Annotated in this window: 20 protein-coding genes and 2 riboswitches; of the genes, 11 read left to right on the forward strand and 9 right to left on the reverse strand. The window is 70.9% G+C overall.

Annotated elements, in window-relative coordinates:
* Positions 1-58 precede the first annotated feature (58 nt).
* Complete coding sequence (locus tag ABIA32_RS13075) at positions 59-1,996, forward strand: MFS transporter (RefSeq protein WP_370094296.1); 1,938 nt, start codon at positions 59-61, stop codon at positions 1,994-1,996.
* 276 nt (positions 1,997-2,272) lie between these two features.
* Here the strand turns inward: ABIA32_RS13075 and ABIA32_RS13080 are convergent, their stop codons facing one another.
* The 4 genes from ABIA32_RS13080 to ABIA32_RS13095 all read right to left on the reverse strand — a co-directional run bounded on the left by ABIA32_RS13080 (position 2,273) and on the right by ABIA32_RS13095 (position 6,509).
* Positions 2,273-3,955 (reverse strand): cytochrome bc complex cytochrome b subunit, encoded by a 1,683-nt coding sequence (locus tag ABIA32_RS13080; protein WP_370094298.1) that lies wholly within the window; start codon positions 3,953-3,955, stop codon positions 2,273-2,275.
* On the reverse strand, positions 3,952-5,019 hold the full coding sequence (locus ABIA32_RS13085) for a Rieske 2Fe-2S domain-containing protein (protein WP_370094300.1): 1,068 nt from the start codon (positions 5,017-5,019) through the stop codon (positions 3,952-3,954). Before ABIA32_RS13085 ends, ABIA32_RS13080 begins: the two co-directional genes overlap by 4 nt.
* Complete coding sequence (locus ABIA32_RS13090) at positions 5,016-5,819, reverse strand: c-type cytochrome (RefSeq protein ID WP_370094303.1); 804 nt, start codon at positions 5,817-5,819, stop codon at positions 5,016-5,018. Before ABIA32_RS13090 ends, ABIA32_RS13085 begins: the two co-directional genes overlap by 4 nt.
* 69 nt (positions 5,820-5,888) lie before the next feature.
* A complete protein-coding gene (locus ABIA32_RS13095) occupies positions 5,889-6,509 on the reverse strand; it encodes a heme-copper oxidase subunit III (protein WP_370094305.1) in 621 nt (206 codons plus the stop codon).
* A gap of 309 nt (positions 6,510-6,818) precedes the next feature.
* On the opposite strand from ABIA32_RS13095, the gene ABIA32_RS13100 reads away from it, so the two are divergent.
* The 3 genes from ABIA32_RS13100 to ABIA32_RS13110 all read left to right on the forward strand — a co-directional run bounded on the left by ABIA32_RS13100 (position 6,819) and on the right by ABIA32_RS13110 (position 10,267).
* Complete coding sequence (locus tag ABIA32_RS13100; protein WP_370094308.1) at positions 6,819-7,235, forward strand: hypothetical protein; 417 nt, start codon at positions 6,819-6,821, stop codon at positions 7,233-7,235.
* Between the two features lie 105 nt (positions 7,236-7,340).
* Complete coding sequence (gene trpD / locus ABIA32_RS13105) at positions 7,341-8,414, forward strand: anthranilate phosphoribosyltransferase (RefSeq protein ID WP_370094310.1); 1,074 nt, start codon at positions 7,341-7,343, stop codon at positions 8,412-8,414.
* 228 nt (positions 8,415-8,642) lie between these two features.
* Positions 8,643-8,776, forward strand: a riboswitch (SAM riboswitch).
* Between the two features lie 123 nt (positions 8,777-8,899).
* Complete coding sequence (locus tag ABIA32_RS13110; RefSeq protein ID WP_370094312.1) at positions 8,900-10,267, forward strand: aminotransferase class V-fold PLP-dependent enzyme; 1,368 nt, start codon at positions 8,900-8,902, stop codon at positions 10,265-10,267.
* A gap of 16 nt (positions 10,268-10,283) precedes the next feature.
* Here the strand turns inward: ABIA32_RS13110 and ABIA32_RS13115 are convergent, their stop codons facing one another.
* Entirely contained in the window at positions 10,284-10,565 is a 282-nt protein-coding gene (locus tag ABIA32_RS13115; protein ID WP_370094314.1) for an Lrp/AsnC family transcriptional regulator, read from the reverse strand.
* Between the two features lie 52 nt (positions 10,566-10,617).
* Positions 10,618-11,427 (reverse strand): rhomboid family intramembrane serine protease, encoded by an 810-nt coding sequence (locus tag ABIA32_RS13120; protein ID WP_370094316.1) that lies wholly within the window; start codon positions 11,425-11,427, stop codon positions 10,618-10,620.
* A gap of 125 nt (positions 11,428-11,552) precedes the next feature.
* On the opposite strand from ABIA32_RS13120, the gene ABIA32_RS13125 reads away from it, so the two are divergent.
* The 6 genes from ABIA32_RS13125 (at position 11,553) to ABIA32_RS13150 (ending at position 19,081) form a co-directional block, all read left to right on the forward strand.
* The gene (locus ABIA32_RS13125) at positions 11,553-11,819 is read left to right on the forward strand and encodes a hypothetical protein (protein ID WP_370094318.1); all 267 of its coding nucleotides are present in this window, start codon (positions 11,553-11,555) and stop codon (positions 11,817-11,819) included.
* A gap of 122 nt (positions 11,820-11,941) precedes the next feature.
* A complete protein-coding gene (locus ABIA32_RS13130; RefSeq protein WP_370094320.1) occupies positions 11,942-13,702 on the forward strand; it encodes an NYN domain-containing protein in 1,761 nt (586 codons plus the stop codon).
* A 148-nt stretch (positions 13,703-13,850) separates the two neighbouring features.
* Complete coding sequence (locus ABIA32_RS13135; protein WP_370094322.1) at positions 13,851-14,888, forward strand: NlpC/P60 family protein; 1,038 nt, start codon at positions 13,851-13,853, stop codon at positions 14,886-14,888.
* Between the two features lie 300 nt (positions 14,889-15,188).
* Positions 15,189-15,346: riboswitch (cyclic di-AMP (ydaO/yuaA leader) on the forward strand.
* A 10-nt stretch (positions 15,347-15,356) separates the two neighbouring features.
* On the forward strand, positions 15,357-16,403 hold the full coding sequence (locus ABIA32_RS13140) for an NlpC/P60 family protein (protein ID WP_370094324.1): 1,047 nt from the start codon (positions 15,357-15,359) through the stop codon (positions 16,401-16,403).
* Positions 16,404-16,688: 285 nt separating this feature from the next.
* Positions 16,689-17,780, forward strand: a complete 1,092-nt coding sequence (locus ABIA32_RS13145) for a C40 family peptidase (RefSeq protein ID WP_370094326.1) — start codon at positions 16,689-16,691, stop codon at positions 17,778-17,780.
* Positions 17,780-19,081 carry a hypothetical protein gene (locus ABIA32_RS13150; RefSeq protein WP_370094328.1) on the forward strand — a complete coding sequence of 434 codons (1,302 nt, stop codon included), beginning with the start codon at positions 17,780-17,782 and terminating at the stop codon, positions 19,079-19,081. The genes ABIA32_RS13145 and ABIA32_RS13150 overlap by 1 nt, the downstream gene beginning before the upstream one ends.
* On the opposite strand, the gene ABIA32_RS13155 is transcribed toward ABIA32_RS13150, so the two are convergent.
* Positions 19,035-20,336 (reverse strand): glycosyltransferase 87 family protein, encoded by a 1,302-nt coding sequence (locus ABIA32_RS13155; protein WP_370094330.1) that lies wholly within the window; start codon positions 20,334-20,336, stop codon positions 19,035-19,037. The genes ABIA32_RS13150 and ABIA32_RS13155 overlap by 47 nt on opposite strands.
* Positions 20,337-20,385: 49 nt before the next feature.
* Here ABIA32_RS13155 and ABIA32_RS13160 point away from each other — a divergent pair, with 49 nt between their 5' ends.
* Complete coding sequence (locus tag ABIA32_RS13160) at positions 20,386-21,516, forward strand: glycosyltransferase family 4 protein (RefSeq protein ID WP_370094331.1); 1,131 nt, start codon at positions 20,386-20,388, stop codon at positions 21,514-21,516.
* A 152-nt stretch (positions 21,517-21,668) separates the two neighbouring features.
* On the opposite strand, the gene ABIA32_RS13165 is transcribed toward ABIA32_RS13160, so the two are convergent.
* Complete coding sequence (locus ABIA32_RS13165) at positions 21,669-23,204, reverse strand: ArnT family glycosyltransferase (RefSeq protein WP_370094333.1); 1,536 nt, start codon at positions 23,202-23,204, stop codon at positions 21,669-21,671.
* Positions 23,201-24,829 carry an ArnT family glycosyltransferase gene (locus ABIA32_RS13170; protein WP_370094335.1) on the reverse strand — a complete coding sequence of 543 codons (1,629 nt, stop codon included), beginning with the start codon at positions 24,827-24,829 and terminating at the stop codon, positions 23,201-23,203. Before ABIA32_RS13170 ends, ABIA32_RS13165 begins: the two co-directional genes overlap by 4 nt.
* Between the last annotated feature and the right edge of the window lie 41 nt (positions 24,830-24,870).

The raw sequence follows: 24,870 nt of genomic DNA on the forward strand, positions 1-24,870 counted from the left end.
ACGCACGATCCCCGTGAGAATGGGGGATTCTGAGTGATCAAGGGGAGGGGCGCTCTTCATGCGCAGCGATCTGGGGCGGCGGCTGGTGCTGCCGATCGTGCTGGTCGGAACGTTCATGGCGATTCTCGACGTGGCGATCGTCAACGTGGCGATCCCGTCCATCCGGTCCGGCCTGCACGCCGGATTCGGCGCGGTGGAGCTGGTGGTCTCCGCCTACACCATCGCCTACGCCTCGCTGCTGGTGACGGGCGGTCGGCTGGGGGACATCCTCGGCCGCAAGCGGATGTTCGTGCTGGGCCTGCTGATCTTCACGCTCGCCTCGGCGCTGTGCGGGGCCGCGCCCGACGTGCCGGTGCTGGTGGTGGCGCGGGTGCTGCAGGGCGTCGGCGGGGCGATGCTCTACCCGCAGGTGCTGGCCATCATCCAGACCACCTACGAGGGCGCGGAACGCGGCCGCGCGCTCGGGATCTTCGGTGCGGTGATCGGCATCGCCTCGATCGCCGGACAGCTGATCGGCGGCGGCCTGCTGGCGCTGGACCTCTTCGGCTGGACCTGGCGGCCGGTCTTCCTGGTGAACGTGCCGATCGGGGTGCTGGCCGCGGTCGCCGCGGCGATCTGGCTGCCGGCCGACCGGAGCGAGTCCAGGACGAAGCTGGACGGCGGCGGCGTCGGGCTGGTGACGGTCTTCCTGCTGCTGCTCAGCGTCCCGCTGCTGCTGGGCAGGGACCAGGGCTGGCCACTCTGGCTGGTGCTGATGCTGGTCGCCGCGCTGCCGGTCGGCTGGGGCTTCCTGCGCTGGGAGCGGTCGGTGGCGGAGCGCGGCGGCCAGCCGCTGATCCGGCTCGATCTCTTCCGCAACAGGGGCTTCGCCACCGGCGTGCCGATCGCGATCCTGTTCATGATGTCCTACGCGGGCTTCCTGTTCACCTTGGCCGTCTACCTGCAGACCGGTCTCGGCTTCTCTCCGCTCAAGTCCGCGCTGGTGTACACCCCGAGCGCGGTCGGTTTCTTCTGCACCTCGCTGGTCGCGCCCCGGCTGGTCCCGGTGCTCGGGCGGCACGTCCTCGGCATCGGCTACGTGCTGGCGGCGCTGGGCCTGCTCGGCACCGCGGCGACGGCGGCCGTCGCGGGGACCTCGCTGACGGCCTGGTCGCTGGCCCCGACGATGCTGCTGACCGGCATCGGGCAGGGGCTCGGGATGAGTCCGCTGGTCGGCACGATCCTCTCCAGCGTCGAGCCGAAGGACGCGGGCGGCGCGTCGGGCATCGTCACGACCTCGATGCAGACCGCGAACGTGCTCGGCGTGGCCGTCTTCGGGCTGCTCTTCTTCACCCTGGTGGGCCGTCAGCCGGTCGGCGCCGCCTACGCGACGGCCTTCGGTGAGCTGATGCCGATCAGCGCAGGGCTGCTGCTGGGCGCGGCCCTGCTGGTCCACTGGCTGCCGACGGCACCCGGCCAGCCCGCCAACGCGCTGATCGAGCGGCTGCCGGGCTGGGCGGGCGGCTTCGCCTGGTCGATGTTCCTGGCGACCGGGGGTCGGGTGGGGGACGCCCTCTTCAACGAGCTGCTGGCCCGGGTCCGCAGCCAGCGGCTGGGACGCGCGGAGCAGGCGCCGGAGCCGCTGGGGGAGTTCCTGCCCTTCCACTACCGCGAGCAGGAGGCCGCCGACGCCCCCTGGTTCCGCTACCTCCAGCGGGAGGCGCTGGCCTACGGCGACCGGCCGGTCCCGCGCGAGGCGGAACGCGAGCCGGTCATCCAGGCCCAGATCGCCGAGATCGCCCGCCGTCAGGCCGCTGGTCACCTGCCTCCGGACATCGACCCTGCGCTCTTCCGGCTGCTCTGCTTCGCCATGGTGAGCTACCCGGCCCTGCTGCCCCAGGTCACCCGGATGGCGACCGGCCTCTCGCCGCACGACCCGGAGTTCGTGCGGCGCTGGGAGGCGTTCATCGGCCAGGTCGGCAGCACGCTGGGGACGCAGCTCGAACCGGAGCGCTGAGGCTGCGTCGGCTCGGTCCGGCCCCGGCGGGCGCGCACCGCGGCCGTGGCGAGGAGCAGCATCAGAACGGCGAGGGCGGTCGAGGGTCGGGGACAGCAGGTTCAGCAGCGGCACCGTGGACCGGAGTGCGGCGGGCAGCACGGCCAGGACGACCGCCGTAGCCAGTTCCGTCCCCGCGCCGGCCGCCAGCAGGGCCCATGCCGGAGGCCCCCTCCCGAGTTCGGGAGGGGGCCTCAACCGCTGTGGCGGCGGCTTACTGCAGGGGGTGCTGCCTGATCAGTGGTGGCCGTGGCCGCTGGTGATCTCGGCGTGCTCCTCGACCGTCGGCTTCGCGATCTGGCCGGCGGGGCCGAAGTAGCCCTCGGACAGCTTGGCGCGGAGCTTCTTGGTGAGGCTGACCTTGCGCTTCACGCCGTTCTCGTCCACCGCGGGCGGCAGCTCGACCGGCACGTTCTGCTCGTGCGCGGTCAGGCGGAACAGCTCGTCCTGCGACAGCTGCGCGTGGACCTCGATGAACTCACCGTGCGGCAGGCGCTTGATCGTGCCGGTCTCGCGACCGTGCAGGATCTTGTCCTTGTCGCCACGCTGGAGGCCGATGCACCAGCGCTTGGTGATCATGAACGCCGCGACCGGGCCGACGAAGAAGAGGATCCGACAGGTCCAGGTGATCGCGTTGATCGACAGGTGCAGGTGCGTGGCGAACAGGTCGTTGCCACCACCCACCAGCAGGATCATGTACTCCGCGATCCACGCGACGCCGAGGGCGGTGCGGACCGGGGCGTTGCGGGGGCGGTCCAGGATGTGGTGCTCACGCTTGTCGCCGGTGATCCAGCCCTCGAGGAAGGGGTACATCGCGATGACGATGAACATCAGACCGAAGATCATCAGCGGGATGAAGACACCCAGCTCCAGGGTGTGACCCCAGGCGCGGACCTCCCAGCCCGGCATGATGCGGATCAGGCCCTCGGAGAAGCCCATGTACCAGTCCGGCTGGGCGTCCGCGGACACCTGGTCGGGGCGGTACGGGCCGTAGGCCCAGATCGGGTTGACCGAGGCGATCGCCGAGACGAAGGCGATGACACCGAAGACCAGGAAGAAGAAGCCACCCGCCTTGGCCATGTAGACCGGCATCAGCGGCATGCCGACGACGTTCTTCTCGGTGCGGCCGGGGCCCGCGAACTGGGTGTGCTTGTGGTAGAAGACCAGGATCAGGTGGGCCACCAGCAGGCCCAGCATGATGCCCGGGATCAGCAGCACGTGGATCGTGAAGAAGCGCGGAATGATGTCGGTGCCGGGGAACTGGCCCCCGTACAGGAACATCGCCGTGTAGGTGCCGATGACCGGCATCGACAGGATCGCGCCCTCCATGAAGCGGATACCCGTACCGGACAGCAGGTCGTCCGGGAGGGAGTAGCCCATGAAGCCGTCGAACATGCCCAGGAAGAGCAGCAGGAAGCCGAACAGCCAGTTGATCTCACGCGGCTTGCGGAACGCGCCCGTGAAGAAGACGCGCATCATGTGCACCAGCATGGCCGCGACGAAGACGATCGCCGCCCAGTGGTGGATCTGACGGATCAGCAGACCGCCGCGCACGTCGAAGCTGATGTCCAGCGCCGACTTGTACGCCTCGGACATCTTGATGCCCTGCAGCGGCGTGTACGAGCCGTGGTAGACGACCTCGCCCATGCTGGGGTTGAAGAACAGCGTCAGGTAGACGCCGGTCAGGATGATGATGATGAAGCTGTAGAGGCAGATCTCACCGAGCATGAAGGACCAGTGGTCCGGGAAGATCTTCCGCAGGTTGGTCTTGGCCAGGTTGTAGACACCCAGCCGACCGTCCGTCCAGTCCGCGGCCTTCTCGCCGAGGTGCTTCTGCTCGACACCGGCCTCGCTGTGGCCGATCTGCTCCTCGTGGGAGCCGTGCGCGCCGGTTGCGGCGTCGCTGATGTGAGTGCTCATTCGCTGCGCTCCCAGAAGCCGGGGCCGACGGGGGCGGGGAAGTCACCGAGGGCCTGCAGGTTGCCGGTGCTGTCGACGCCGATCTGCAGCTGCGGCAGCTTGTGGCCGGCCGGGCCGAAGATGACGCGCGCGCCGTCTGCGAGGTCGAAGGTCGACTGGTGGCACGGGCAGAGGGCGTGGTGCGTCTGCTGCTCGTAGAGGCTGATCGGGCAGCCGACGTGGGTGCAGATCTTGGAGAAGGCCAGCACGCCCTGGTAGCCCCAGTCGGCCGACGCCTTGTCCTTGATGTCGCCCGGCTCGAGCCGGATGACCATGAGCGCGTCCTTGGCGATGCGGACCTGGAAGTCCTCGTCGTCCATGCTCAGGTCGGCCGGCATCGCGAAGGTGAGCGTGCCGATCTGCACGTCGGAAGCCTGCATCGGCTGACCGGTGTTCATGTTCTTCAGCAGCATCCCGGCCTTCCAGCCGGTCGTGTCCAGCTTCTTCTCCGGCAGCGGACCGAGGTCGCGGAAGAGCACGACCGCGGAGAGCGGGACCATCGCCATGGCGCCGATCATCGTGTTGCGGATCAGCTTGCGACGGCCGAAGCCGGACTCCTTCGAGCCCTGACGGAAGTCCGCGAAGACCTGCTCGCGGACCTCGGGCGTGGCCTCGATCGGGTGGCGCTCGGAGATGTGCTCCTCGTCCGACATCAGCGTGCGGGCCCAGTGGACCGCGCCGGCGCCGATGGCGAACAGGGAGACGCCGAGCGTGACGCCGAGGGAGAAGTTCAGCGGTCCGACGTTGCCGATGGGCCAGATGTAGACGTGGTGCGTCGGCCCCGGCTTGAAGATGACATAGCTGGCGATGAAGGCGACGGTCGCCACCATCGACAGCAGGAACCACATCGCGACCTGACGCTCGGCACGCCGGGCGGCCTTCTCGTCGATGTCGGTGCGGCGGTGCTCGTGGGCGGGCAGACCCGGGTCGGCGAAGTATCCGTCCTTGCCGGCGACTGCTCCGCCGCCGTGGCCGTGCGTGGCCTCCGGCAGGTGTTCTTCAGACATGTTGTCCTGGCTCGTCATGACTTCTTGGCCTTGGGGGTGCGGGCGGCGATCCAGATGGCGATGCCGATCAGGGCGCCCAGCGCGAAGATCCAGCCGAAGAGACCCTCGGAGACCGGACCGATGGAGCCCAGCGTCATACCGCCGTAGCCCGGGTTGGTGTTGCTGTTCGTCGTGTGGGTGACGTAGGCAACGATGTCCCTCTTCTGCTGCTCCGGCATGGTGGAGTCAGGGAAGTGGGGCATGCTCTGCGGGCCGGTGAGCATGGCCTCGTAGATGTGCTTGGCACTGACACCGGCCAGGCTCGGCGCGTACTTGCCCTCGCTCAGCGCGCCACCCGCGCCCGCGAAGTTGTGGCACATGGCGCAGTTGGTGCGGAACAGCTCGCCACCCTTGGCGACGTCCCCGCCGTTGTACTGGTCCGAGGTAGGGATCGCCGGACCGGCGCCGAGGGTGCCGATGAAGGCCGCCAGCTGGTCGATCTGGCCCTGGCTGTAGATGACCTTCTTCTTCGGTACCTGTGCGCCGGGCTGCTGCGCCGGCATACGGCCGGTGCCGACCTGGAAGTCGACGGCCGCCTGGCCGACACCCACCAGGGAGGGTCCGTCCTTGGTGCCTTCGCCGTTCAGACCGTGGCAGCTGGCACAGCCGACCTGGTAGAGCCGCTTGCCCTCTTCCACGTTGAGGGACTGGCTGGCGTCAGCGGAGGCGCTGCTGGTCGGCGCGAGCGCCGCATACAGCCCCCCGGTGACCGCCAGGGCGAAGATGAGGACGACGAGCGCTGCCAGTGGGTGGCGCCGTCGTGCGGAGAGCTTTTTCACGGATTAACCCCGGTGTGAGGATCTGGAGCGTCTGGAGTCTGGTAGACCGTCAGGACGGTCCGACCCTGCCTACTTGATCAGATAGATGGTCGCGAAGAGGCCGATCCAGACCACGTCGACGAAGTGCCAGTAGTAGGACACGACGATCGCCGCGGTCGCCTGCTCGTGGGTGAACCTCTTGGCCGCGTAGGTGCGCCCGAGCACCAGCAGGAACGCGATCAGACCACCCGTCACGTGCATCCCGTGGAAGCCGGTGGTGAGGTAGAACACCGAGCCGTAGGGAGAGGAGGACAGCGAGAGGCCGTCCTTCTTGACCAGCTCCGTGTACTCGTAGATCTGACCGCCGATGAACATCGAGCCCATGATGAAGGTCAGGATGAACCAGGACCGGAGCTTCTTCACGTCACCGCGCTCGGCGGCGAAGACACCCATCTGGCAGGTGAACGAGGAGAGCACCAGGATCGTGGTGTTCACAGAGGAGAAGGGAACGTTCAGCGCGTGGTTTGCCTCATGCCAGAAGCGGACCCCGGTCACAGAACGGATCGTGAAGTACATCGCGAAGAGGGCCGCGAAGAACATCAGCTCGGAACTCAGCCAGACGATGGTTCCGACACTGGTGAGGTTCGGTCGGTTGACCGAACCGTGCGCGTGCCCGGTTTCTACTGCAGTTGCTGTCGCCACGACCGACATTATGTCGGTCCCTTATTCCGCACTAACGCCGGGGGGTCTTCCTCGGTGTGTCCGAGGGGTGACGTACCCTCCGACCTCCCCGATCTTCCTCGGTTCGGGCGGTCCGGCTGCCCTTCGACGGCGTGTCGCGCTTGCGCGAGCCGCCGCCGAGTCTCTCGAAGTCCCTCGAAGTAGTGAAGCGGGTGCCGCTGTCCGGAGTGGGCTGTCGTGGCGCGCGGGACGCGAGTAGCATCCGGACCGAGCACCCCGCAGTGGTCCCGATCACACTCAGCCCGCAGTCACACTCAGCCCGCAGGGGGAGTACGAGCGATGGCACTGAACGTCCTTGTCTACAGCGACGACCGCAACACCCGCGAGCAGGTTCGCCTCGCCCTCGGAAAGCGGCCGGACGCCGACCTGCCGGAGCTCGCCTATCTGGAGTGCGCGACCGCCCCGGCCGTCGTCAGGGCGATGGACGCGCACGCCAAGGGCGCGAAGCGGTTCGACCTGCTCGTGCTGGACGGCGAGGCGGTGCCGCTGGGCGGCATGGGCCTGTGCCGCCAGCTGAAGGAGGAGATCTACCAGTGCCCGTCGGTGCTGGTGCTGATCGGCCGTCCGCAGGACGCCTGGCTGGCGACGTGGAGCCACGCGGACGCGGCGGTCGCGGCGCCGGTCGACCCGGTGACGCTGGCGGAGACGGCGTGCGCGCTGCTGCGCGCCGCGGGCGCGCAGGCGCTGGCCGGCTGAGAGGCTTCATCTCGCCGCGTGAGATCTGACGTCTTGAGGGGTGTGCGCCTCGATAGGCTGGGCCGGTCCTGAGCGAACCGACCCGGCCTTCGAAAGGCGACAGCCATGGTGCACCCCGATCCTGCGTACGGCGGCGACGACCCCGCGCGGGTGCGCACCTGGCCGGACGTCCTGATCCCGCTGCTGGCAGGGGAGAACCTCGCCGCGGCGGACACCGCGTGGGCGATGGATCAGATCTTCCTGGGTGAGGCGACGCCGGCGCAGGTGGCCGGCTTCATGGTCGCCATGCGGGCCAAGGGCGAGACGGTCGAGGAGATCACGGGCCTGGTCGAGGCGATGTACGCGCACGCGACGCTGATCGAGGTGCCCGGACCGGCGGTGGACATCGTCGGCACCGGCGGTGACCGGGCCAAGACGGTGAACATCTCGACCATGTCGGCGATCGTCGCGGCGGGCGCGGGCGCGCGGGTGGCCAAGCACGGCAACCGCGCGGCATCGAGCGCGAGCGGTGCGACGGACGTGCTGGAGAAGCTTGGCGTCAACCTGGGCCTGACCCCGCAGCGGGTCGCCGAGGTCGGCGCGCAGACGGGCATCACGTACTGTCCTGCGCCGGTCTTCCACCCCTCCATGCGGCATGCCGCGACGGCGCGCGGGGATCTGCGCATCCCGACCTTCTTCAACCTGCTCGGCCCGCTGACCAACCCGGCCCGGGTGGGCGCGAACGCGGTCGGCTGCTTCGACCGGCGCATGGCCGGCCTGATCGCCGGCGTGCTGGCACGGCGTGGCAATTCGGCTCTGGTGTTCCGGGGTGACGACGGCCTCGACGAGTTGACGATCACGACGACGTCGACGGTGTGGCGGGTGCGCGGGGGAGAGGTGGAGGAGCTCTCCTTCGACCCTCGGGACGTCGGCATCGAGCTGGCCCCGATCGAATCGCTGCGCGGCGCGGACGCGTCGTTCAACGCGGAGGTCGCGCGGCGGGTCCTCGCGGGCGAGAAGGGTCCCGTCCGGGACGCGGTCGTCCTGAACAGCGCGTCGGCGCTGGTCGCGCTCGCGCAGACGGACGCGCCGTTCGTGGAGCAGATGCGCTCCGCGGTGGCGCGCACGGAAGAGTCCCTGGACTCCGGCGCGGCGGAACGCAAGCTCGCGGAGTGGGCGAGCGCGACAATGAAGGGCTAGTTGCACCATCAGGGGCGCGGGGAACTGCGCGACAAGCCACCCAGCGAGCTGGGCCGCCGAACGAGCGGGGCCATCCGCACAGGGTGGTTGTTCGCGCAGTTCCCCGCGCCCCTGGAGGTGCAACTTGCCCTCTGCGCGCAAGAGCCCTCGCGCCCCTGGGTAGTGCAACTTCTCATATGTCGGAACGCCCTTCGCTCACGGAGTGGTCCTCTGGCATACTCCTGAACAGGTCACGAGTGACAGCACGCGGCGTCCGCCGCTGAAGCCCCGGCTCGCTGTCCGGCAACCCTCCGACCGTGGTGGGGTGCCTCCGGGTGACGACCAGGCCTGCGGCAAAACGTGCCGTCGGGCAAGCGCGGATCTCCGAGGGGTGTTCCCATGTCGAAGCGAATGCGGTAGAGGCCGAAGCGCCTCCTCTTCTCCGTCACTGCCCCGAAGCAGGGGCTTCTTTGCCATACCCATGTGCATTCCCCGGAGGTACCGCCATGTCTGTCGTCGCCCGTAATGTCGCGGTTTGTCAGCCCCTGCCCGTCCTCGGCCGTGACGTCGAGGTCCCGCTCGTGTCCGGCGAGAAGGTCACCTACGCCGCGCTCGACTACGCCGCCAGCGCTCCAGCGCTTCAGCGGGTCTGGGACGACGTCGCCGCCTACGCGCCCTACTACGGCAGCGTCCACCGCGGGGCCGGTTACCTGTCGCAGCTGTCCACCGACCTGTTCGAACAGAGCCGCGCCGCCGTCGCCGACTTCCTCGATCTGCGCGAGGGCGACCAGGTCGTCTTCACCCGGGCCACCACCGACTCACTGAACCTGCTGGCCGGCGCGCTGCCCGCAGGGACCCGGGTCTTCGCCTTCGAGACCGAGCACCACGCGTCCCTGCTGCCCTGGCCCGGACGCGGGCTCGACGTCACCTACCTGCGCGCGCCGCGCTCCCCCGAGCAGGCCGTCGCCGCGCTGGACGCCGCGCTCGCGGAGGCCGGGGAGGGGCCGAAGCTGGTCTGCGTCACCGGCGCGTCCAACGTGACCGGCGAGATCTGGCCGGTCGCCGAGCTCGCTGAGGTGTCGCACCGTCATGGGGCGCGGATCGTGCTGGACGCGGCGCAGTTGGCGCCGCATCACGCCGTCTCGGTGCGCGAGCTCGACGTGGACTGGGTCGCCTTCTCCGGGCACAAGCTCTACGCGCCCTTCGGCGCGGGCGTGCTCGCCGGGCGCGCGGACTGGCTGGACGCGGCCGAGCCGTACCTCGCGGGCGGCGGCGCGAGCCGCACCGTCGCGCGGGAGGCGGACGGCTCCGTCGCCGTCGAGTGGCACCAGGGGCCGGCCCGGCACGAGGCGGGTTCGCCGAACGTGATCGGCGCCTACGCCGTCGCCTCCGCCTGCCGCGCGCTGAAGGAGGCCGGCTTCGAGACGCTCCAGGAGCGTGAGCAGCAGCTGATCGAGCGGCTGCGCGAGGGCCTGGCGGAGATCCCCGAGGTGCGAGTGCTGACGCTCTTCGGTGAGGACCACCCGCGCGTCGGCGTGCTCTCCTTCGTCGTGCAGGGCTGGAACAGTTCGCACTTCGCTGCCGCGCTCTCCGCCGAGTACGGGATCGGCGTGCGCGACGGGCTCTTCTGCGCGCACCCGCTCGTCCGCACGCTGCTGGGCAGCGAGGAGACCGCGCCGTCCGAGTGCGGGGCGCCGGAGGCGTCACTGCCGGGGGAGCGCAGCCTGAACGCGATCCGGGTCAGCTTCGGCGCGGGGACGCCGGAGGAGCACGTCGACCGCTTCCTGCGCGCCGTGCGGGAGCTGGTCAGCGACGGCGCGCAGTGGTCCTACCGGACCGAGGGCGGGCGCTGCGTTCCCGACACCCGCCGCTGAGAGCGGTTACGAGCGTTCAGTCGTCGAGGCCGATGGCGAACGCGGCGTCGAGGTCGTGGCTGGAGTAGGTGCGGAAGGCCACGTGGGTCTCGGTGTGGGCGACGCCCGGCACCTTGTTGAGCTGGCCGGGGATCACCTCGGCCAGCTCCTCGTGCGCGCGCACCCGCACCATCGCGATGAGGTCCCAGCCGCCGGTGACCGAGTAGACCTCGGTGACGCTGTCGAGGGCGGCGATACTCTCGGCGATCTCCGGGATCCGGTCGACGCTGGTCTTGATGAGCACGATGGCGGTGATCACGGAGAGTCTCCTGTCGGCGAGGGCGGGCCCTGCACATGCTAGTGCCGCCGCTCTAGTGTCGCCGGTGCCTCAGGCGGGCGAGGGCGGTGGTGAGCCCCAGGCCGCCGGGACGGCGGGCGCGGTAACGGAAGAGCAGCCAGGTGAAGGCGAGTCCGCCGGTGAAGCCGATCAGGTGCGCCGCATAGGCGACGCCCGGCACGGCGGGGTCGGTGGCCTGGACGGAGAGCCACTGCACCGCGAACCAGAAGCCCAGGACCAGCCAGGCGGGGAAGCGCAGCGGCAGGAAGAGCAGCAGCGGGATCAGGCTGGTGATCCTGGCCCGGGGATACAGGCACAGGTACGCGCCGAGGACCCCCGCGATCGCGCCCGAGGCGCCCACCAGCGTCTGTGTGGCGCCGGGGCTGCCCGCCTCGAAGATCGCGTAGCCGTAGGTCGCCAGGTAGCCGAGCGCGACATAGAGGAGCAGGAAGGCCAGCGGCCCGACCCGCTCCTCCACCATCGCGCCGAAGACGAAGAGAAAGAGCATGTTGCCGGCCAGGTGCAGCCAGCCGCCGTGGACGAACATGGCGGTGAGCACGGAGAGCGCGGGCACTTTCGGCAGCCCGCTGTCCGCCGCGCAGCGGTGCGGCAGATGGAGTGGGCGGGCCGCGTTGTGGAGCAGTTCCGCGGGGATCACGCCCCAGCGGTGGTAGTACGCGGTCTGCGCGCAGGCGCGGGCGGTGCCGGAGCCGTAGAAGGGGTCCAGGCCGGAGACCGGGCCGACCAGGAAGACGAGCACGCACAGGGCGATCAGCCCGTACGTCACCACCGGCAGGTAGGGCACGGGGCGGGGAACGCTTTCCGGAATTGCCAGGCTCACCATGGGCAAAGCATTCCTTGTCAGGACGAATCTGACACCCGTCCACTGGGGCGTGTGGGGGACGGTGCCCGCGCCCAGCGCGGAGGCCATAGGGTTTCCCAGGTAGACACCGACGAGAGGATCTCGCCATGGCCGTTCCCCTTCCCACCGAGGGGACCAGGTGGCGCTGCACGCTCTGTGGCAACCTGACCCGCTTCGACGTCACCCGTTCTTCCCGGGTCGTCGAGTTCGTCCACCTGGACCTGGCCGGTGAGCCGAACATCGAGGAGCGCGAGGTCCTGAGCGAGACCGTCGAGTCGGTCCGCTGCCGCTGGTGCAACGCCGTCGACCAGATCGAGCTGGTGGACCGTCCCGGCGCGGCTGCGGAGGCGGCGGAGCAGGCGAAGCGGGACTGACCCTTCCCCGGCCTCCGGCCGGGTGAGGACGTGATCGTGGCGAAGTGACAGGTGGGGGGCGACAGCGGGGAGAATGGCGGTCCGGGCGGTGGGGACCCCCGGAGCGGATCGGAGCAGAGCACGTGGAGCAGCGAGATCAGGCGCAGGCACAGGCGCCCGACGCGGGCGGCGAACTCGCCGCGCCCGACGCGGCCCTGCCTGCTGCGGCCCTGCCCGAGCCGCCGATGCCTCCGCTTCCGCCGGACGCCCAGGAATCGCTGCTTCAGGAGCATGGGCCCGACCTGGGCGGCGAACTCGCGGCGCCCGAACCGACCCTCCCTCCTGCTGCCGCCCAGCCCGCGCCGCCGCAGGTCCCGGGGCCACCTGCGCCTCCGGAATCCGCGGCCTCGGACTCCGCGGCGCCCGACGCGGCCCTCCCTGCTACTGCAGAGCCCGCGCCGCCGCAGGCGCCGGGGACACCTGCGCCTCCCGCATCGCCGGCACCTCCCGTGCCACCGCAGGCACCTGACTCTCCGGCCCCCGAATCCCCCGACTCCGCCGCGAGCGAGGCCGCGCCCGCGTCCGCTGCCGCCGAGGCGTTGGAGCGGCCGCTTCCGGAAGGCGTGCGCAAGCGGGTCGTCGGGATCGCCGCGGACGGTCTGGGCGCGCTCACGCCCGCCGAGTTGCCGGCCAGGCTGCGCCCGTACGTGAAGTTCACCCGCGAGGCCAGGGTCAAGCGCGGGGCCACCGCCATCGCCGCCGCGCTGGAGACCGAGCCCGGCTTCCGCTCGCGGATCGCGGAGCGTGTGCGCCAGGGGCAGCCCGATCTGGTGGCCGCGCTGGAGGCGGGGACCGTGCCCGCCGCCGCCGACCCGCAGGACGTCGCCGCCGCCGCATACCTGCTGCGGACGGCCGGCTGGGCCCGGATCGTCGGCGAGGTCGGCGAAGTCGTCGAGCGGGCCGAGCACGAGGGCCACGCCGCCGAGTCGGCCCGGCTGGCCGAGAAGCTCCAGGGCGAGCTCGCCGAGCTGCGCGCCGCCGCGCGGACGGACGCCGAGCGGGCCAAGGCCGAGCTGGAGTCCGCCAAGAAGGAGGGGGACAGCCTCCGCCGTCAGCTGCGTTCGCTCGCCGCCGACACCAAGCGCGCCGAGGCGGCGACCCGCAAGGCCACCGTCGAGCTGGAGGCGCTGCGCGCCACCGGGGCAACGGAACGCGGCGCGCAGGACAGTGAGGTGCGCCGACTCAAGCACCGCGTCGGCGAGTTGGAGGCGGCGCTGGAGGCGTCCCGCCGCGCCGCGCGGGAGGGCCGCTCCGCGGAGGAGATCCGGCTGCGGCTGCTGCTCGACACCGTGGTGCAGGGCGCACAAGGGCTCCAGCGCGAGCTCGGGCTCGCGCCGCTCAGCGGGCGTCCGGCCGATTCGGTCGAGGCCGTCTCCCCGGTCGCCGCCTCCCCGCACGACGTCGCGCGTCGCGCGATCGAGGGCGACGACCCGGCGCTGCTGGAGCAGTTGCTGCAGCTGCCGCAGGTGCACCTGGTGGTCGACGGCTACAACGTGACCAAGACCGGCTGGCCGGACATGCCGCTGGACCGGCAGCGGCAGCAACTCCTGCGTGGTCTGGGTCTGCTGGCGGTGCAGACCGGCGCCGAGGTGACCTGTGTGTTCGACGGGCAGGATCTGGACGGGCCGATCCCGATGGCGCCGCCGCCGCGCGGGGTCCGGGTGCTGTTCAGCCGGACCGGCGAGACGGCCGACGAGCTGATCCGCCGACTCGTGCGCGCCGAGCCGGAGGGCCGGCCGGTCGTGGTGGTCTCCACGGACCGCGAAGTCGCCGATGGAGTACGCAAATCGGGCGCAAGGCCCGTTCCGTCCACGATGCTTCTGCGGCGCCTGATCCGATCCTGAGCTGCGATCTTGAGGCTTTGTTAAGAGAGAGGGCTGCCGGGGGAGACAACAGGCCCCGTGGCTCACTATCCTCAGCTCTCAACGTCCGTACTCGTGTTCTCTCTTCGTGCATGCGGGCGTTTCCGCGTGTGAAGGGATTGCATTCGTCGTGGCTTCTCACCGCCGTCTTCGCCAGGCCAGCCGTGCCCGCGTCTCCGTGCTGACCGCAGCTGCGGCGACCGTCGTGGCCCTCTCGGCCCAGACCGCCGCCCAGGCGGCCCCGGCGATCTCGACAAAGGACGCGCAGGCGCAGGTCGACGCGGACCAGAAGGCCGCCTCCGGCATCACCGAGAAGTACAACAACGCGCACACCCAGCAGCAGGCGCTGCAGGCGCGGGTGGCGATCCTTCAGGACGAGATCGCCCGGCAGCAGGCGCAGGTCAACAACGAGCTGGCCAACCTCGGCCAGATCGCCAACGCCCAGTACGCCACGGGCGCGGTCGACCCGACGGTGCAGCTGATGCTCTCCAGCGACCCGAGCACCTTCCTGCAGAAGGCCGGGGCCGAGAGCGAGCTCACCGCCAGCCAGACCGGTTCGCTGGAGCAGCTGGTCGCCCAGCAGGCCACGCTCAACCGGGAGAAGGCCCAGGCCGCCGCCGAGCTCGCGCAGGAGCAGACGCTGCTTCAGCAGATGAGCACGCAGAAGACGCAGGCGCTGGCCAAGCTCAAGCACGCGCAGTCGGTCCTCGACGCGCTCACCCCGACCCAGCGCGCGGCCGTCACCGGTGGTGGCGGCTACGGCTCGACCCCCTCCGGCGGCAGCTACAGCGGACACATCGACCTCAGTGGCATATCCGCGGCCGCGCGTACGGCGATGGAGGCGGCGATGAGCCGCATAGGCAGGACGCCCTACCTGTGGGGCGGCTCCACCCCGGCAGGCATGGACTGCTCGGGCATGGTGATGTGGGCCTACGCCCAGGCGGGCGTCTCGCTGCCGCACTCCTCCTACGCGGATGAGTCGGTGGGCAGTTACGTGCCGAGCCTGGCGGACGCGAAGCCCGGTGACATCATCGTGATGGAGAGCGGCGCGCACGTCGGCCTCTACGCCGGCAACGGGATGCTGCTCAACGCCCCGCAGTACGGCTACGACGTCACGGTGCAGCCGATGTCCTACTTCGGCGGCATTGTGGCGATCCGTCGGATCTGACACGCCGACGGCTCTGTGAGTCAGCTCACACGCAAGTGACTCCTGGTGCGCGAATGACCGATTTGACCACCATGTCGTCGGCGTCCGGTCATGTTGTGACTACAGAGCGTCCATGAGCTGACGAGTCGTCGAAAGTGATGAGAGTTTTTACTGACAAGGATTTGAACCGATCACGGTTGGGTTACTAGGGTCATGGCCTGAACCACCGTGCGGTCGTTCGCCCAACCCGGGCGGCAGCGGAGGTTACCGTCGAGTTCGACGAAGCGGCAGGGCCGACCACGGAGACGTGCGGAGCCCGTACTGGGGAAGCCGTCGAGTCGGAGCCGGGGAACCAATTCCCCCGGGGTGAATCGACGCCAGGACGGCCCGGTGCGATCCCGGGTCCGTGAGGCGTCGTAGGGCCGACTTCCTGGCCCGAACCCGTCAGCTCACCCGGTAGGCGGACGTAGGAAGAAGGAGCTCGCCTTCGTGGCGTCCCATCGTCGTCCCAAGTCCCCCAGTCGTGCGCGCATATCCGTGCTGACGGCCGCCGCCGCCACCGCTGTCGCGGTGTCCGCGCAGAGCGCGCAGGCCGCGCCGAAGCCGACCACGGACCAGCTCAGGGCTCAGCTCCAGCAGCTGAACACCGAGTCCGACCAGGCGATCCAGAAGTACGACGCGGCCCAGGCCCAGCTGAAGACCCAGCAGGCCGCGGTCAACACGCTGCAGGACCAGATCGCGCGCTCCCAGGCGGCCGTGAACACCAAGATGGACGCCCTGGGCCAGGTCGCGAACGCCCAGTACGCCAACGGCTCCGTCGACCCGACCGTGCAGTTGCTTCTCTCGTCGACGCCGGACCAGTACCTGAACCAGGCGTCCTCGCTCGGTCAGATCACGGACAACCAGGCGACCGAGATCAAGGCGCTCCAGAGCGAGCAGCACACGCTCGACTCGGAGAAGGCCACGGCGGAGCAGACGCTCCAGCAGATCGAGGCCACCAACAAGCAGCTGGCCGCCAACAAGGCCGAGGTCCAGAAGAAGATCGCTGCGGCGCAGTCGCTGCTCGACTCGATGACCGCCGCCCAGAAGGCCGCTCTCGCCGCCGCCGGCAACCAGGGCAGCACCGCCGCCAGCCGCGGCACGGGCTCGACCGGTCGGCCCAACCTCGGCAGCGCCAAGGCGGGCAACAGCGTCGAGGCCGCCGCCTTCGCCGCCGCGCAGACGCGTCTCGGCGACAACTACGTCTGGGGCGCCACCGGCCCGAACGAGTTCGACTGTTCCGGTCTCATGGAGTGGGCCTACGCCCAGGCCGGCGTCTCCATCGGCCGCAGCACCTACGACCAGATCAACTCCGGCACCCCGGTGGCCTCCGAGGCCGACCTGCAGGTGGGCGACCTGGTCTTCTTCAACGGCAACTCGCACGTCGGCATGTACGCCGGCAACGGCATGGTGCTGCACGCACCGCACACCGGAACCGTCGTCAAGTTCGAGCAGATGAGCTGGATCGGCTCCGTCTACGCGATGCGCCACATCTGAGCACGCGCTCTTCCGCGAGAGCCCGCCGTCGACCTGTCGACGGCGGGCTCTCGTGTTGCTGCTCCGTTCCTGGTCCAGCCGTTCACTCGGACGGGCGTGCGGCGGTGAGTCCCTTCGAGGCGTGTCGGCCCCGGTTCGGGCCCCCCGCTCCGCTGCGACCTGCTGATTCGTTCGTTTGGGCGGGATTCGCTGCCATTTTTCAGGCTCTGGGAGCTTGGACTGCTTCTGTCCCACTCGCTAGCGTCTGCGGTCGGTCGTCGTCCCCGAGGAGCGGAGAGCGAGCAGGTGGCGTCCCATCGACGAGGAAAACCGGTCGGCCCGTCCGTGCTGTCCCGAGCGGCGATCACGGTCGCAGCGGCGACGGCCGCGATGCTGTCGGCTCCCGGCGGGGCCGACGCGCTGCCGGGGCCGTCCGGCGGCAGTGGTGCGGGCGCAGGTTCGAGCGGGGGGCCGGGGAGCCCCGAGGACGTGCGGCGGCAGGTCGACGCGCTCTACGCGCAGGCCGAGGCGGCGGGCCAGCGGGCCGACAGCGCGCAGGAGCAGGAGGCCGCGCTGCTGCGCCGGGCCGCCCTGCTCCAGCAGCAGCTCGCCGAGGAGCAGCAGCGGGCCAACGCCGTCGCCGCGCGGCTCGGCGCGCTGGCGAGCGCCGAGTACCAGCGCGGCGGCGGGATGGACCCGGTGGTGCAGCTGATGTTCAGCGCCCACCCGGAGGAGTACCTCAGCCGCGCCGCCTCCCTGGACCAGGCGGACGCGAGCACGGCGGCGGAGCTCGGTCGGCTCCGCTCCTACGAGCGAGAGCTGGAGCAGGGCCGGGCGGAGGCCCTGGATCAGTACGCCGAGCTGGAGCAGCTGCGGCGGTCGATCGCGACCGGCAAGGCCGAGGCGCAACGTCGGCTTGGCCGGGCTCGGGCGCTGCTCGGCTCGCTGACGGCCGGTCAGCGCGACCAGCTGCAGCAGCAGGAGGACGCCGCCGCGCAGCTGGCCGCGCAGGCGGCGGGGACGCCGTTGCCGATCGGCGAGGGGCCGGCGAGCGCGCGCGCGATGCTGGCCCTGGCGGCCGCACGCAGCGCGGTGGGGCTGCCTTATGTCTACGGAGCGACGGGCCCCGGCGCCTTCGACTGCTCCGGTCTGATGTACTGGGCCTGGCGGCACGGCGGAGTGGCGCTGCCGCGGACCTCGCAGGAGCAGGCCTTCGCGGGGCGGCGCGTGCCGCTGTCCCAGGCTCGTCCGGGGGATCTTGTGATCTACTACGGTGATATGCACCATGTCGGCATGTATGCCGGGAACGGCATGATCATCCACGCTCCGTACCCCGGCGCCCGGGTCCGCTACGAGAGCGTCCGCGACATGCCCGCCGTCGCGGTGGTCCGCGTCTGATGCCGGGCTCCGGTCCGAGCCGTCGCCGGGTGCTGGGTTACGCCGCGAGCCTGGCGGTGTTCGGCGGGGGCGGCACCACGGCCTGGCAGGCCTGGGCCGACGCCGGGGAGGACCGGCGCGAGCAGCGCCTCGCCGGGGTGACCCGCACCCTCGGACGCCGGGCGGCCGCCGTCCTGGCCCGCGACGCACGGGCGCTGGCCGCGACCGTCGTGCCGACACCCGGCGCGGCGGAGCTGAGGCGGCGTCAGTACCAGCTGGTGGCCAATCTCACGCAGGTGCCTCTGGCGCAGTGGAGCTACCGCGTCGCCGCCCTGGACGCCTACCCGCTGCCCGCCGTCGTCGGCGGGGGCGAACGCGTGGCGGTCGAGGTGGAGCTCGGATACCGGCTCACCGGCTTCGACGAGCAGCCGGTGACCGCCACCCAGTACCTGACCTTCGAGCGGCAGCCGGACGGCGACTGGCTGCTCGCCGCCGACGGCGACCACGCCGGCGCGGACGTGCAGCTCTGGGATCTCGGCCCGGTCCGCGTCGTACGCGGCCGGTACAGCCTCGTGCTCGGGCTGCGCGAGCAGGCGGTGCTCGCCGCGATCGGTGCGGAGGCGGACCAGGCGGTGCCCGCCGTCAGCGCGGTGTGGGGGAGCGGCTGGGGGCAGCGCACGGTACTGATCGTGCCGCAGAGCGCGGACCAGTTCGGGGCGCTGCTCGGCGCGGACCCGGCCGGCTTCGCGAGCATCGCCGCGGTGACCACCGGCGAGCTCGGCGCGGCCGACCGCGGCCGCACCGAACGGATCACGGTCAATCCCGCCGCCTGGGACGGCCTCAACGCGCTCGGCCGCCGCGTCGTCACCACCCACGAGACCACCCACGTCGCCACCCGGACGCAGACCGAGCGGTGGACACCGCGCTGGCTCTCTGAAGGCGTCGCCGACTGGACCGGCTACCTCGGCACCGGCCGCACCCCACGAGAGATCACCCCCGAGCTGGGCGCTGTGGTCGCCCAGGCGGGAGCCGCCGCGCCGACGCTGCTCGCGGCCCTGCCGACCGACGCCGCGTTCGACGGCGGGGCGCCCGGGACCGGCCTGCAACAGGCCTACCAGGAGGCCTGGTTCGCCTGCCGCAGCGTGGTCGAGCGGCACGGCCAGGACAAGCTGGTCGCCCTCTACGCCGCGGTTGCGGCGGACGGCGGCCACGACGGCCAGGACGCCGTGCTGGACCGGGCCCTGCGCGCGACGCTCGGCGTCGGCACGGTGCGGTTCACCGAGCAGTGGCGGGCAGATCTGCTGGCAGCGCTGCGGCCGTAGCCGTAGCCGTGCCCAAGGCCGTCGGAGCCGCGGTGGGCGCGGGGCCGACCGTCGAGCGCCAGAGCCGGACGCAGGCCAGCACGGCCGCCGCCAGCAGCAGCAGGTTCCGCGAGGTGATCAGCGCGGTCCCGAGCACGGTGCGGTTCACCAGATCGCCGAACATCACCGGGAACTCCAGCGTCGTCAGCGGCACGGCCGCGACGAGCAGCCAGGCCACCGGCCGCTGGCAACTGCCCTCCACGGTCAGACAGACGGCGGCCACGCCGATCAGCCAGACCAGGTACTGCGGGCTGATCACCCTGCTGGTCACGGTGAACAGCAGCACGGCCGCCAGCCCGGCGTCCGCCGCGGTGGCCCTGGACCACCGGCGGGCCCGCAGCCGCCACAGCACCAGGAAGCCGAGCGAGAGCGCGCTGAGCGCGAGCATCAGCTGGCTGATCGCGTGCACGTGCGGGCCGAGGAACTCCAGCGAGCCGTAGTGCATCTCGGCGTGCCCGGGCCAGCGCAGGAAGAGCGAGGCGAAGTAGAAGGGCAGCGCGCCGAGCGACTCGATCTCGATGCCCCGGTTCTGTTGGAAGTCCAGGAAGGAGAAGGCGCCGGTCATCGACACCGCGATCAGGAAGCAGACCACCGCGCCGGTGACCGCGCAGGAGATCCAGACCCGCGCCCCACGCCGCCCGGGGGCCGCTCCGACCAGCAACAGCACCGGCCAGACCTTCAGCAGCGCGCCCAGGTTGGCCAGCGTCCCCGCCAGCCGTGGCCGTTCGGTCAGCGCCAGCAGCGCGGCCATGGCCACCAGCGTCACCACGAGGTCGAAGCGGCAGTAGACGACCGGTCCCAGCAGCGGCACGGCCACGATCCAGAGCTGCGCCCCGGCCACGCCGCCGCCGTTCCGCCGGGCGCGGAGCAGCAGCAGCATCGCGGCCGCGTCGCAGGCGAGGACGAGCGTCAGGAAGCCGGTGAAGTACGAGCCCGGAAGCCAGAGCGGCAGCAGTATCGCGGCAGCGGCGAGCGGCGGGTACTGCCAGGTCACGTCGTCCATCGGGAAGGTGCCGGTACGCAGCACCTCGGCCCAGCTCTGGTAGATGACCTTGACGTCGTTGGTGACGTCCATGTGCGGCACCTGGAGCACGCCGAGCACTATCAGCAGGACCAGCGCCCGGCCGAACAACCACCCCGCCCAGGCGGAAGCACCGGGCAGAGCCCTCAGGGAGAGCCGCCGGCTGCCGGTGTCGCCGTCGGCGAATGTCCGCATTGGCCTATCGTACGGATCAGCCGTCCCCGGACCGAGGAACGCGAACGTAGTGAACAAGACCCTCATCGTCACCAACGACTTCCCCCCGCGCCAGGGCGGCATCCAGACCTTCGTGCACAACATGGCGACGCGACTGCCGGCCGACCGCGTCGTCGTCTACGCCTCCACCTGGCGTGACGGCAGCGAGGTCCGCCGCTTCGACGCGGAGCAGCCGTTCGAGGTGATCCGCGACGGCACGACGATGCTGCTGCCGACCCCGCGCGTGACGCGGCGGGCGGCGGAGCTGCTGCGGGCGCACGGTTGCGCGTCGGTCTGGTTCGGCGCGGCGGCCCCGCTCGGCCTGATGGCGCCGACGCTGCGCCGCGCGGGCGCGGAGCGGCTGCTCGGCATGACGCACGGCCACGAGGCGGCCTGGGCCCAGCTGCCCGGCTCCCGCCAACTGCTGCGCCGGATCGGCGCGGGCACGGACACGCTGACCTACCTCGGCGAGTACACCCGCTCCCGGATCGCCGCGGCGGTGGGCCCTGCGGCGGCGGCCCGAATGGTGCAGGTCCCGCCGGGGGTGGACGAAAAGACCTTCCACCCCGGCTCGGGCGGCGCGGAGGTGCGGGCCCGGCTGGGGCTGACGGACCGTCCGGTGGTGGTCTGCGTCTCCCGCCTGGTCAAGCGCAAGGGCCAGGACACGCTGATCCGGGCCTGGCCCGCCGTCCTGTCCCGCTTCCCTGACGCCGTACTGCTGATCGTCGGCGGCGGCCCCTACCGCGCGGACCTGGAGAAGCTGGCGGCGGCGACGGGCGTCGCGGCCTCGGTGGTCTTCACCGGCGCGGTCCCGTGGGAAGAACTCCCCGCGCACTACGGCGCGGGCGACGTCTACGCGATGCCGTGCCGCACGCGCCGCGGCGGCCTGGACGTGGAGGGCCTGGGCATCGTCTACCTCGAGGCCTCCGCGACGGGCCTGCCGGTCGTCGCGGGCGACTCCGGCGGTGCGCCGGACGCGGTCCGCGAGGGCGAGACGGGTTATGTCGTGCCGGGGCGGGACCGGGGTGAGCTCGCGGAGCGGTTGATCGAGCTCCTGAATGACGAGTCACTCCGGACCCGGATGGGAGCAGCGGGCCGCCAGTGGGTCGAACAGGCCTGGCGCTGGGACCTTCTGGCGGACAGGCTGGAAGGTTTGCTCTAAACGGTCAGTTGCGACATCCAGAGGCGCGAGGCTCTGCTCGATGAACTGCGTGCGCGACAAGCCACCCACGCAGGTGCTGATCCGAACGAGCAGGGCCATCCGCACACGGTGGTTTCTCGCGCACGCAGTGAATCAAGCAGAGCCTCGCGCCCCTACTGGCGTTGCCAGATGTAGTAAGTCTGGTTCCCGTGGCTGGTCTCACCCGGAACCTGCGTGAGCAGTCGGTACTTCGTCGGCTCCGCCTTCAACAGTGTCGTCAACTGACGATCCAGCGCCGCCGTCGGCCCGAAGTCCAGCACCACCAGGTTGAAGTACCCGTCGTGGATCGCCGCCTGGTACGCCGGCACCCCGGTGAGCGCCTTGTACTGGAAGAAGTACGTCGTCAGCCACTCGTACGGTTCCGCCTGGTTCGCCAGGTAGTACCGGGGGATCTCGTTCTCCTCCACCAGGTACTTCTGCGACTGCCCCGGCACCACCAGGGGCCGGAGCGCCGCGACCTCCCGCGACGAGTTCGGCCAGCCGCCGAACGTCGGGCTCACCGCGTGGTTCGCGTAGAACGCCAGCAGGACGCAGACGCCCAGCGCGAACCCCGGCACTGCCCGCAGCTGTCCCAGCTTCGCGACGGAGGCCAGGCCCAGGCCCGCGACCGGCGCGGCGAAGAGCAGGCCGAAGCCGACATGCTTGTGCAGGGACACCGAAGTGCCCAGATGCGCCTGGTAGAGCGTGGCCAGCGTCGCCGTCAGCATCAGCGTCGCCGCCAGCAGCACGCCCGGCACCCGCTTCGCGTCCCGCTGTCCCCGCGCGACGAACCACACGCCCACGATCGCCAGCGCAGCGATCCAGCCGCCCCAGACCGCCGACAGCCGCAGGATGTTGGAGAGCGGTTCCGCGCCCGCCGCGCGGTTGACCGTGGTCTGGGAGAGACCCGTGCGCAGGTCCGGCCAGGCCGTCAGCGCCGCCCAGCCCAGGCCGGTGACGCCCACCGCGAGCAGACCACCCCGAACGCAGGCCCGAGCCCAGGAACCGCCCGTCGCCGGGACGACCAGCAGCGCCGCCGCCACCACCGTCGGCAGGTACAGCGCGGACGCGTACTTGGACGCCGCCGCCAGCACCAGCACCGGAGCCGCGAGTAGCACCCACGCGGGATTCGCCCGGGCCGGCCGGACCACCAGCCAGAGCGCGAGCGCCAGCAGGAAGACGCAGAGGGCGTCGTAGGTGGCCAGTCGGCTCAGGAAGAGCGTCGGCGCGGAGACGCCGAACAGCGCCGCCGCGACGATCGCCGCCTGGCGGCCGTAGAGTCGACGCGCCGTCATCCACACGAAGGTCGTCGCGCCCAGCATGAACACCAGGCTCAGCGCCCGCGCGCCCTCCAGGCCGAGCAGGCCGTCGACGAGCGCGGCCAGCACCGGGTACAGGAACGGGGCCCCGGAGAAATACGACGCGTAGGTGTCGTACGTCGGGGTGTGGTGCAGCAGCCAGCCGAGCTCGCGGTGGCCCGCGTAGAGGTAGAGCGCCTCGTCCTCGAAGGCGGTGTTGGTCAGCATGTAGGCCAGGCCGATCTGCAGGGCCAGCACCGCGAAGAGCGGCCAGCGGGTGCGCAGCGCCGCGGGGACGCGGGCTGCGGTGCCGCGCGCTTCGAGCGGCTTGCGCGGCGCCGGCAGCGCCACGACGGTGGTGTCGCCGGTCACTGGCCGCCTCCGTTCGTCGTGTTGGCGGCGTGGTTGGTCTGGCCGGTCTTGTCGACGCGCAGAATGTCGATCTCCTGGGTGCCGGTGCCGAAGTGAGCCACCACCACGGAGTGCTCCATCGCGGCGCGGACGGTGGGCAGGCCGTTCGGGTCCTCACGGATGATGGAGGAGGAGACCACGTAGTCGAGGTCCTTCCAGCCGTGGGGGAGGGTCTTGGTGACGGCCGGGTCGAGGTCGACCTTGTAGAACCAGATCGCGCCGAGGCCCGGTTTGAAGCCCTGGGCCACCAGGTCCGGCCACATCGCGTCGTCCGCGACGATGCGGACGCCCGTCCGGTCGGGGATGTGGGCTCGGATCCATGCGGAGGCCTGGACGTACTCCTGGTTCGAGTAGGCGGTGTCGGCCGTCTCGTCCCCGGTCTCCCAGTGCGGGGCCACCAGGCCGGCCAGGATCACCGCGCCGAAGGCCAGCACGTTGCGCGACTGTGGCAGCCACCGTGAGACCCGTCCGCTCTGGAACTGCCGGGCCGCCGCGTCCGCGACGCCGGCGATGCAGAGCGCGAAGAACGGCAGCACCTGCAGCACGTACATGGCCGGCAGGTAGCCGCCCGGCCGCGCGGCGACCAGGACCAGCAGCGCCGAGGCCACCGCGACCTGACGCAGCCTCCGCACGAAGAGGGCGACGATCGTCGCGCCCACGCCCGCGATCAGGATGACCGGGTCGCGGACCAGCCACCAGTGCAGGGTCAGGTTGGTGACCGAGCCGGTCTGCAGCAGCCAACCGGAGTTGCCGCCACGGCTGAGCTGGAACTGCAGCGCCCCGATCAGCGAGTTGTGGCCGACGCCGGGCAGCAGCTCGCCCTTGAGCAACGCGTAGAGCAGGTACTGGAAGTCCAGCAACAGGAAGCTCATCGCGAAGCCGACCATGGAGAAGATCCGGGTGCTGCGGTCGGAGCCCCGCCACAGCGCCATGATCAGCGCCGGCACGGCGATGACCATCGTCTCCTTGGACAGCACCGCGATGCCCGCGCAGACGCCCGCGGCGATGTGGTGCCACAGGTGCCGACGCGCCGACAGTGCGAAGACGAAGGCGGCCAGGATCCACGGCACCGCGAAGTTGTCGAGGTAGATCTCGCGCTGCATGGTGACCGAGAGCGGCGAGAGCCCGAAGACGACCAGCGCCAGCGCGGCGGCCCAGCGCGGCAGGTCGATCCGGCGGGCGACCAGGTAGACCAGCACCGAGGAGATCGCGGTGACCGGCAGCATGATGATGCGGGCCTGCATCACCACGTTCGCACCGTGGTCGAACAGGGCCGGGATCCACGAGAGCATCGCGATCTGGAGCCAGCCCAGCGGCGGATGGTCGTACCAGTAGCTGTAGTGGGCCAGCGCGCCCTCGTGCTGGATGGCCCAGGCCTGGGCCAGATAGGTGCCCTCGTCGTCGCTGACGGTCGGGAAGTTGGCGATGTTGACGCCCTGGACCGCGACGACGACCAGCACCAGCGCGGTGATCAGGATCAGGTCGGGCCGGGCGGCCGCCCAAAGGGCGATCCTCCCGCGTGGCGACGGCGCGGCCGGTTCCTCGGCCGAAGGTTGTGCGGTGACGACCTCGACGACAGACGTCATCGCGGTTTTCCCCCCTCAGTGTTGGTACTGCTTCGATTCGA

The organism is Streptacidiphilus sp. MAP12-20, from assembly GCF_041262525.1.
Lineage (GTDB): Bacteria > Actinomycetota > Actinomycetes > Streptomycetales > Streptomycetaceae > Streptacidiphilus.

Coding starts and splice junctions, on each gene's coding strand:
- trpD (WP_370094310.1), top strand. CDS start 7,341: ATGGTGCACCCCGATCCTGCGTACGGCGGCGACGACCCCGCGCGGGTG.
- ABIA32_RS13100 (WP_370094308.1), top strand. CDS start 6,819: ATGGCACTGAACGTCCTTGTCTACAGCGACGACCGCAACACCCGCGAG.
- ABIA32_RS13110 (WP_370094312.1), top strand. CDS start 8,900: ATGTCTGTCGTCGCCCGTAATGTCGCGGTTTGTCAGCCCCTGCCCGTC.
- ABIA32_RS13125 (WP_370094318.1), top strand. CDS start 11,553: ATGGCCGTTCCCCTTCCCACCGAGGGGACCAGGTGGCGCTGCACGCTC.
- ABIA32_RS13150 (WP_370094328.1), top strand. CDS start 17,780: ATGCCGGGCTCCGGTCCGAGCCGTCGCCGGGTGCTGGGTTACGCCGCG.
- ABIA32_RS13075 (WP_370094296.1), top strand. CDS start 59: ATGCGCAGCGATCTGGGGCGGCGGCTGGTGCTGCCGATCGTGCTGGTC.
- ABIA32_RS13155 (WP_370094330.1), bottom strand. CDS start 20,336: ATGCGGACATTCGCCGACGGCGACACCGGCAGCCGGCGGCTCTCCCTG.
- ABIA32_RS13170 (WP_370094335.1), bottom strand. CDS start 24,829: ATGACGTCTGTCGTCGAGGTCGTCACCGCACAACCTTCGGCCGAGGAA.
- ABIA32_RS13085 (WP_370094300.1), bottom strand. CDS start 5,019: ATGACGAGCCAGGACAACATGTCTGAAGAACACCTGCCGGAGGCCACG.
- ABIA32_RS13095 (WP_370094305.1), bottom strand. CDS start 6,509: ATGTCGGTCGTGGCGACAGCAACTGCAGTAGAAACCGGGCACGCGCAC.
- ABIA32_RS13120 (WP_370094316.1), bottom strand. CDS start 11,427: ATGGTGAGCCTGGCAATTCCGGAAAGCGTTCCCCGCCCCGTGCCCTAC.
- ABIA32_RS13080 (WP_370094298.1), bottom strand. CDS start 3,955: ATGAGCACTCACATCAGCGACGCCGCAACCGGCGCGCACGGCTCCCAC.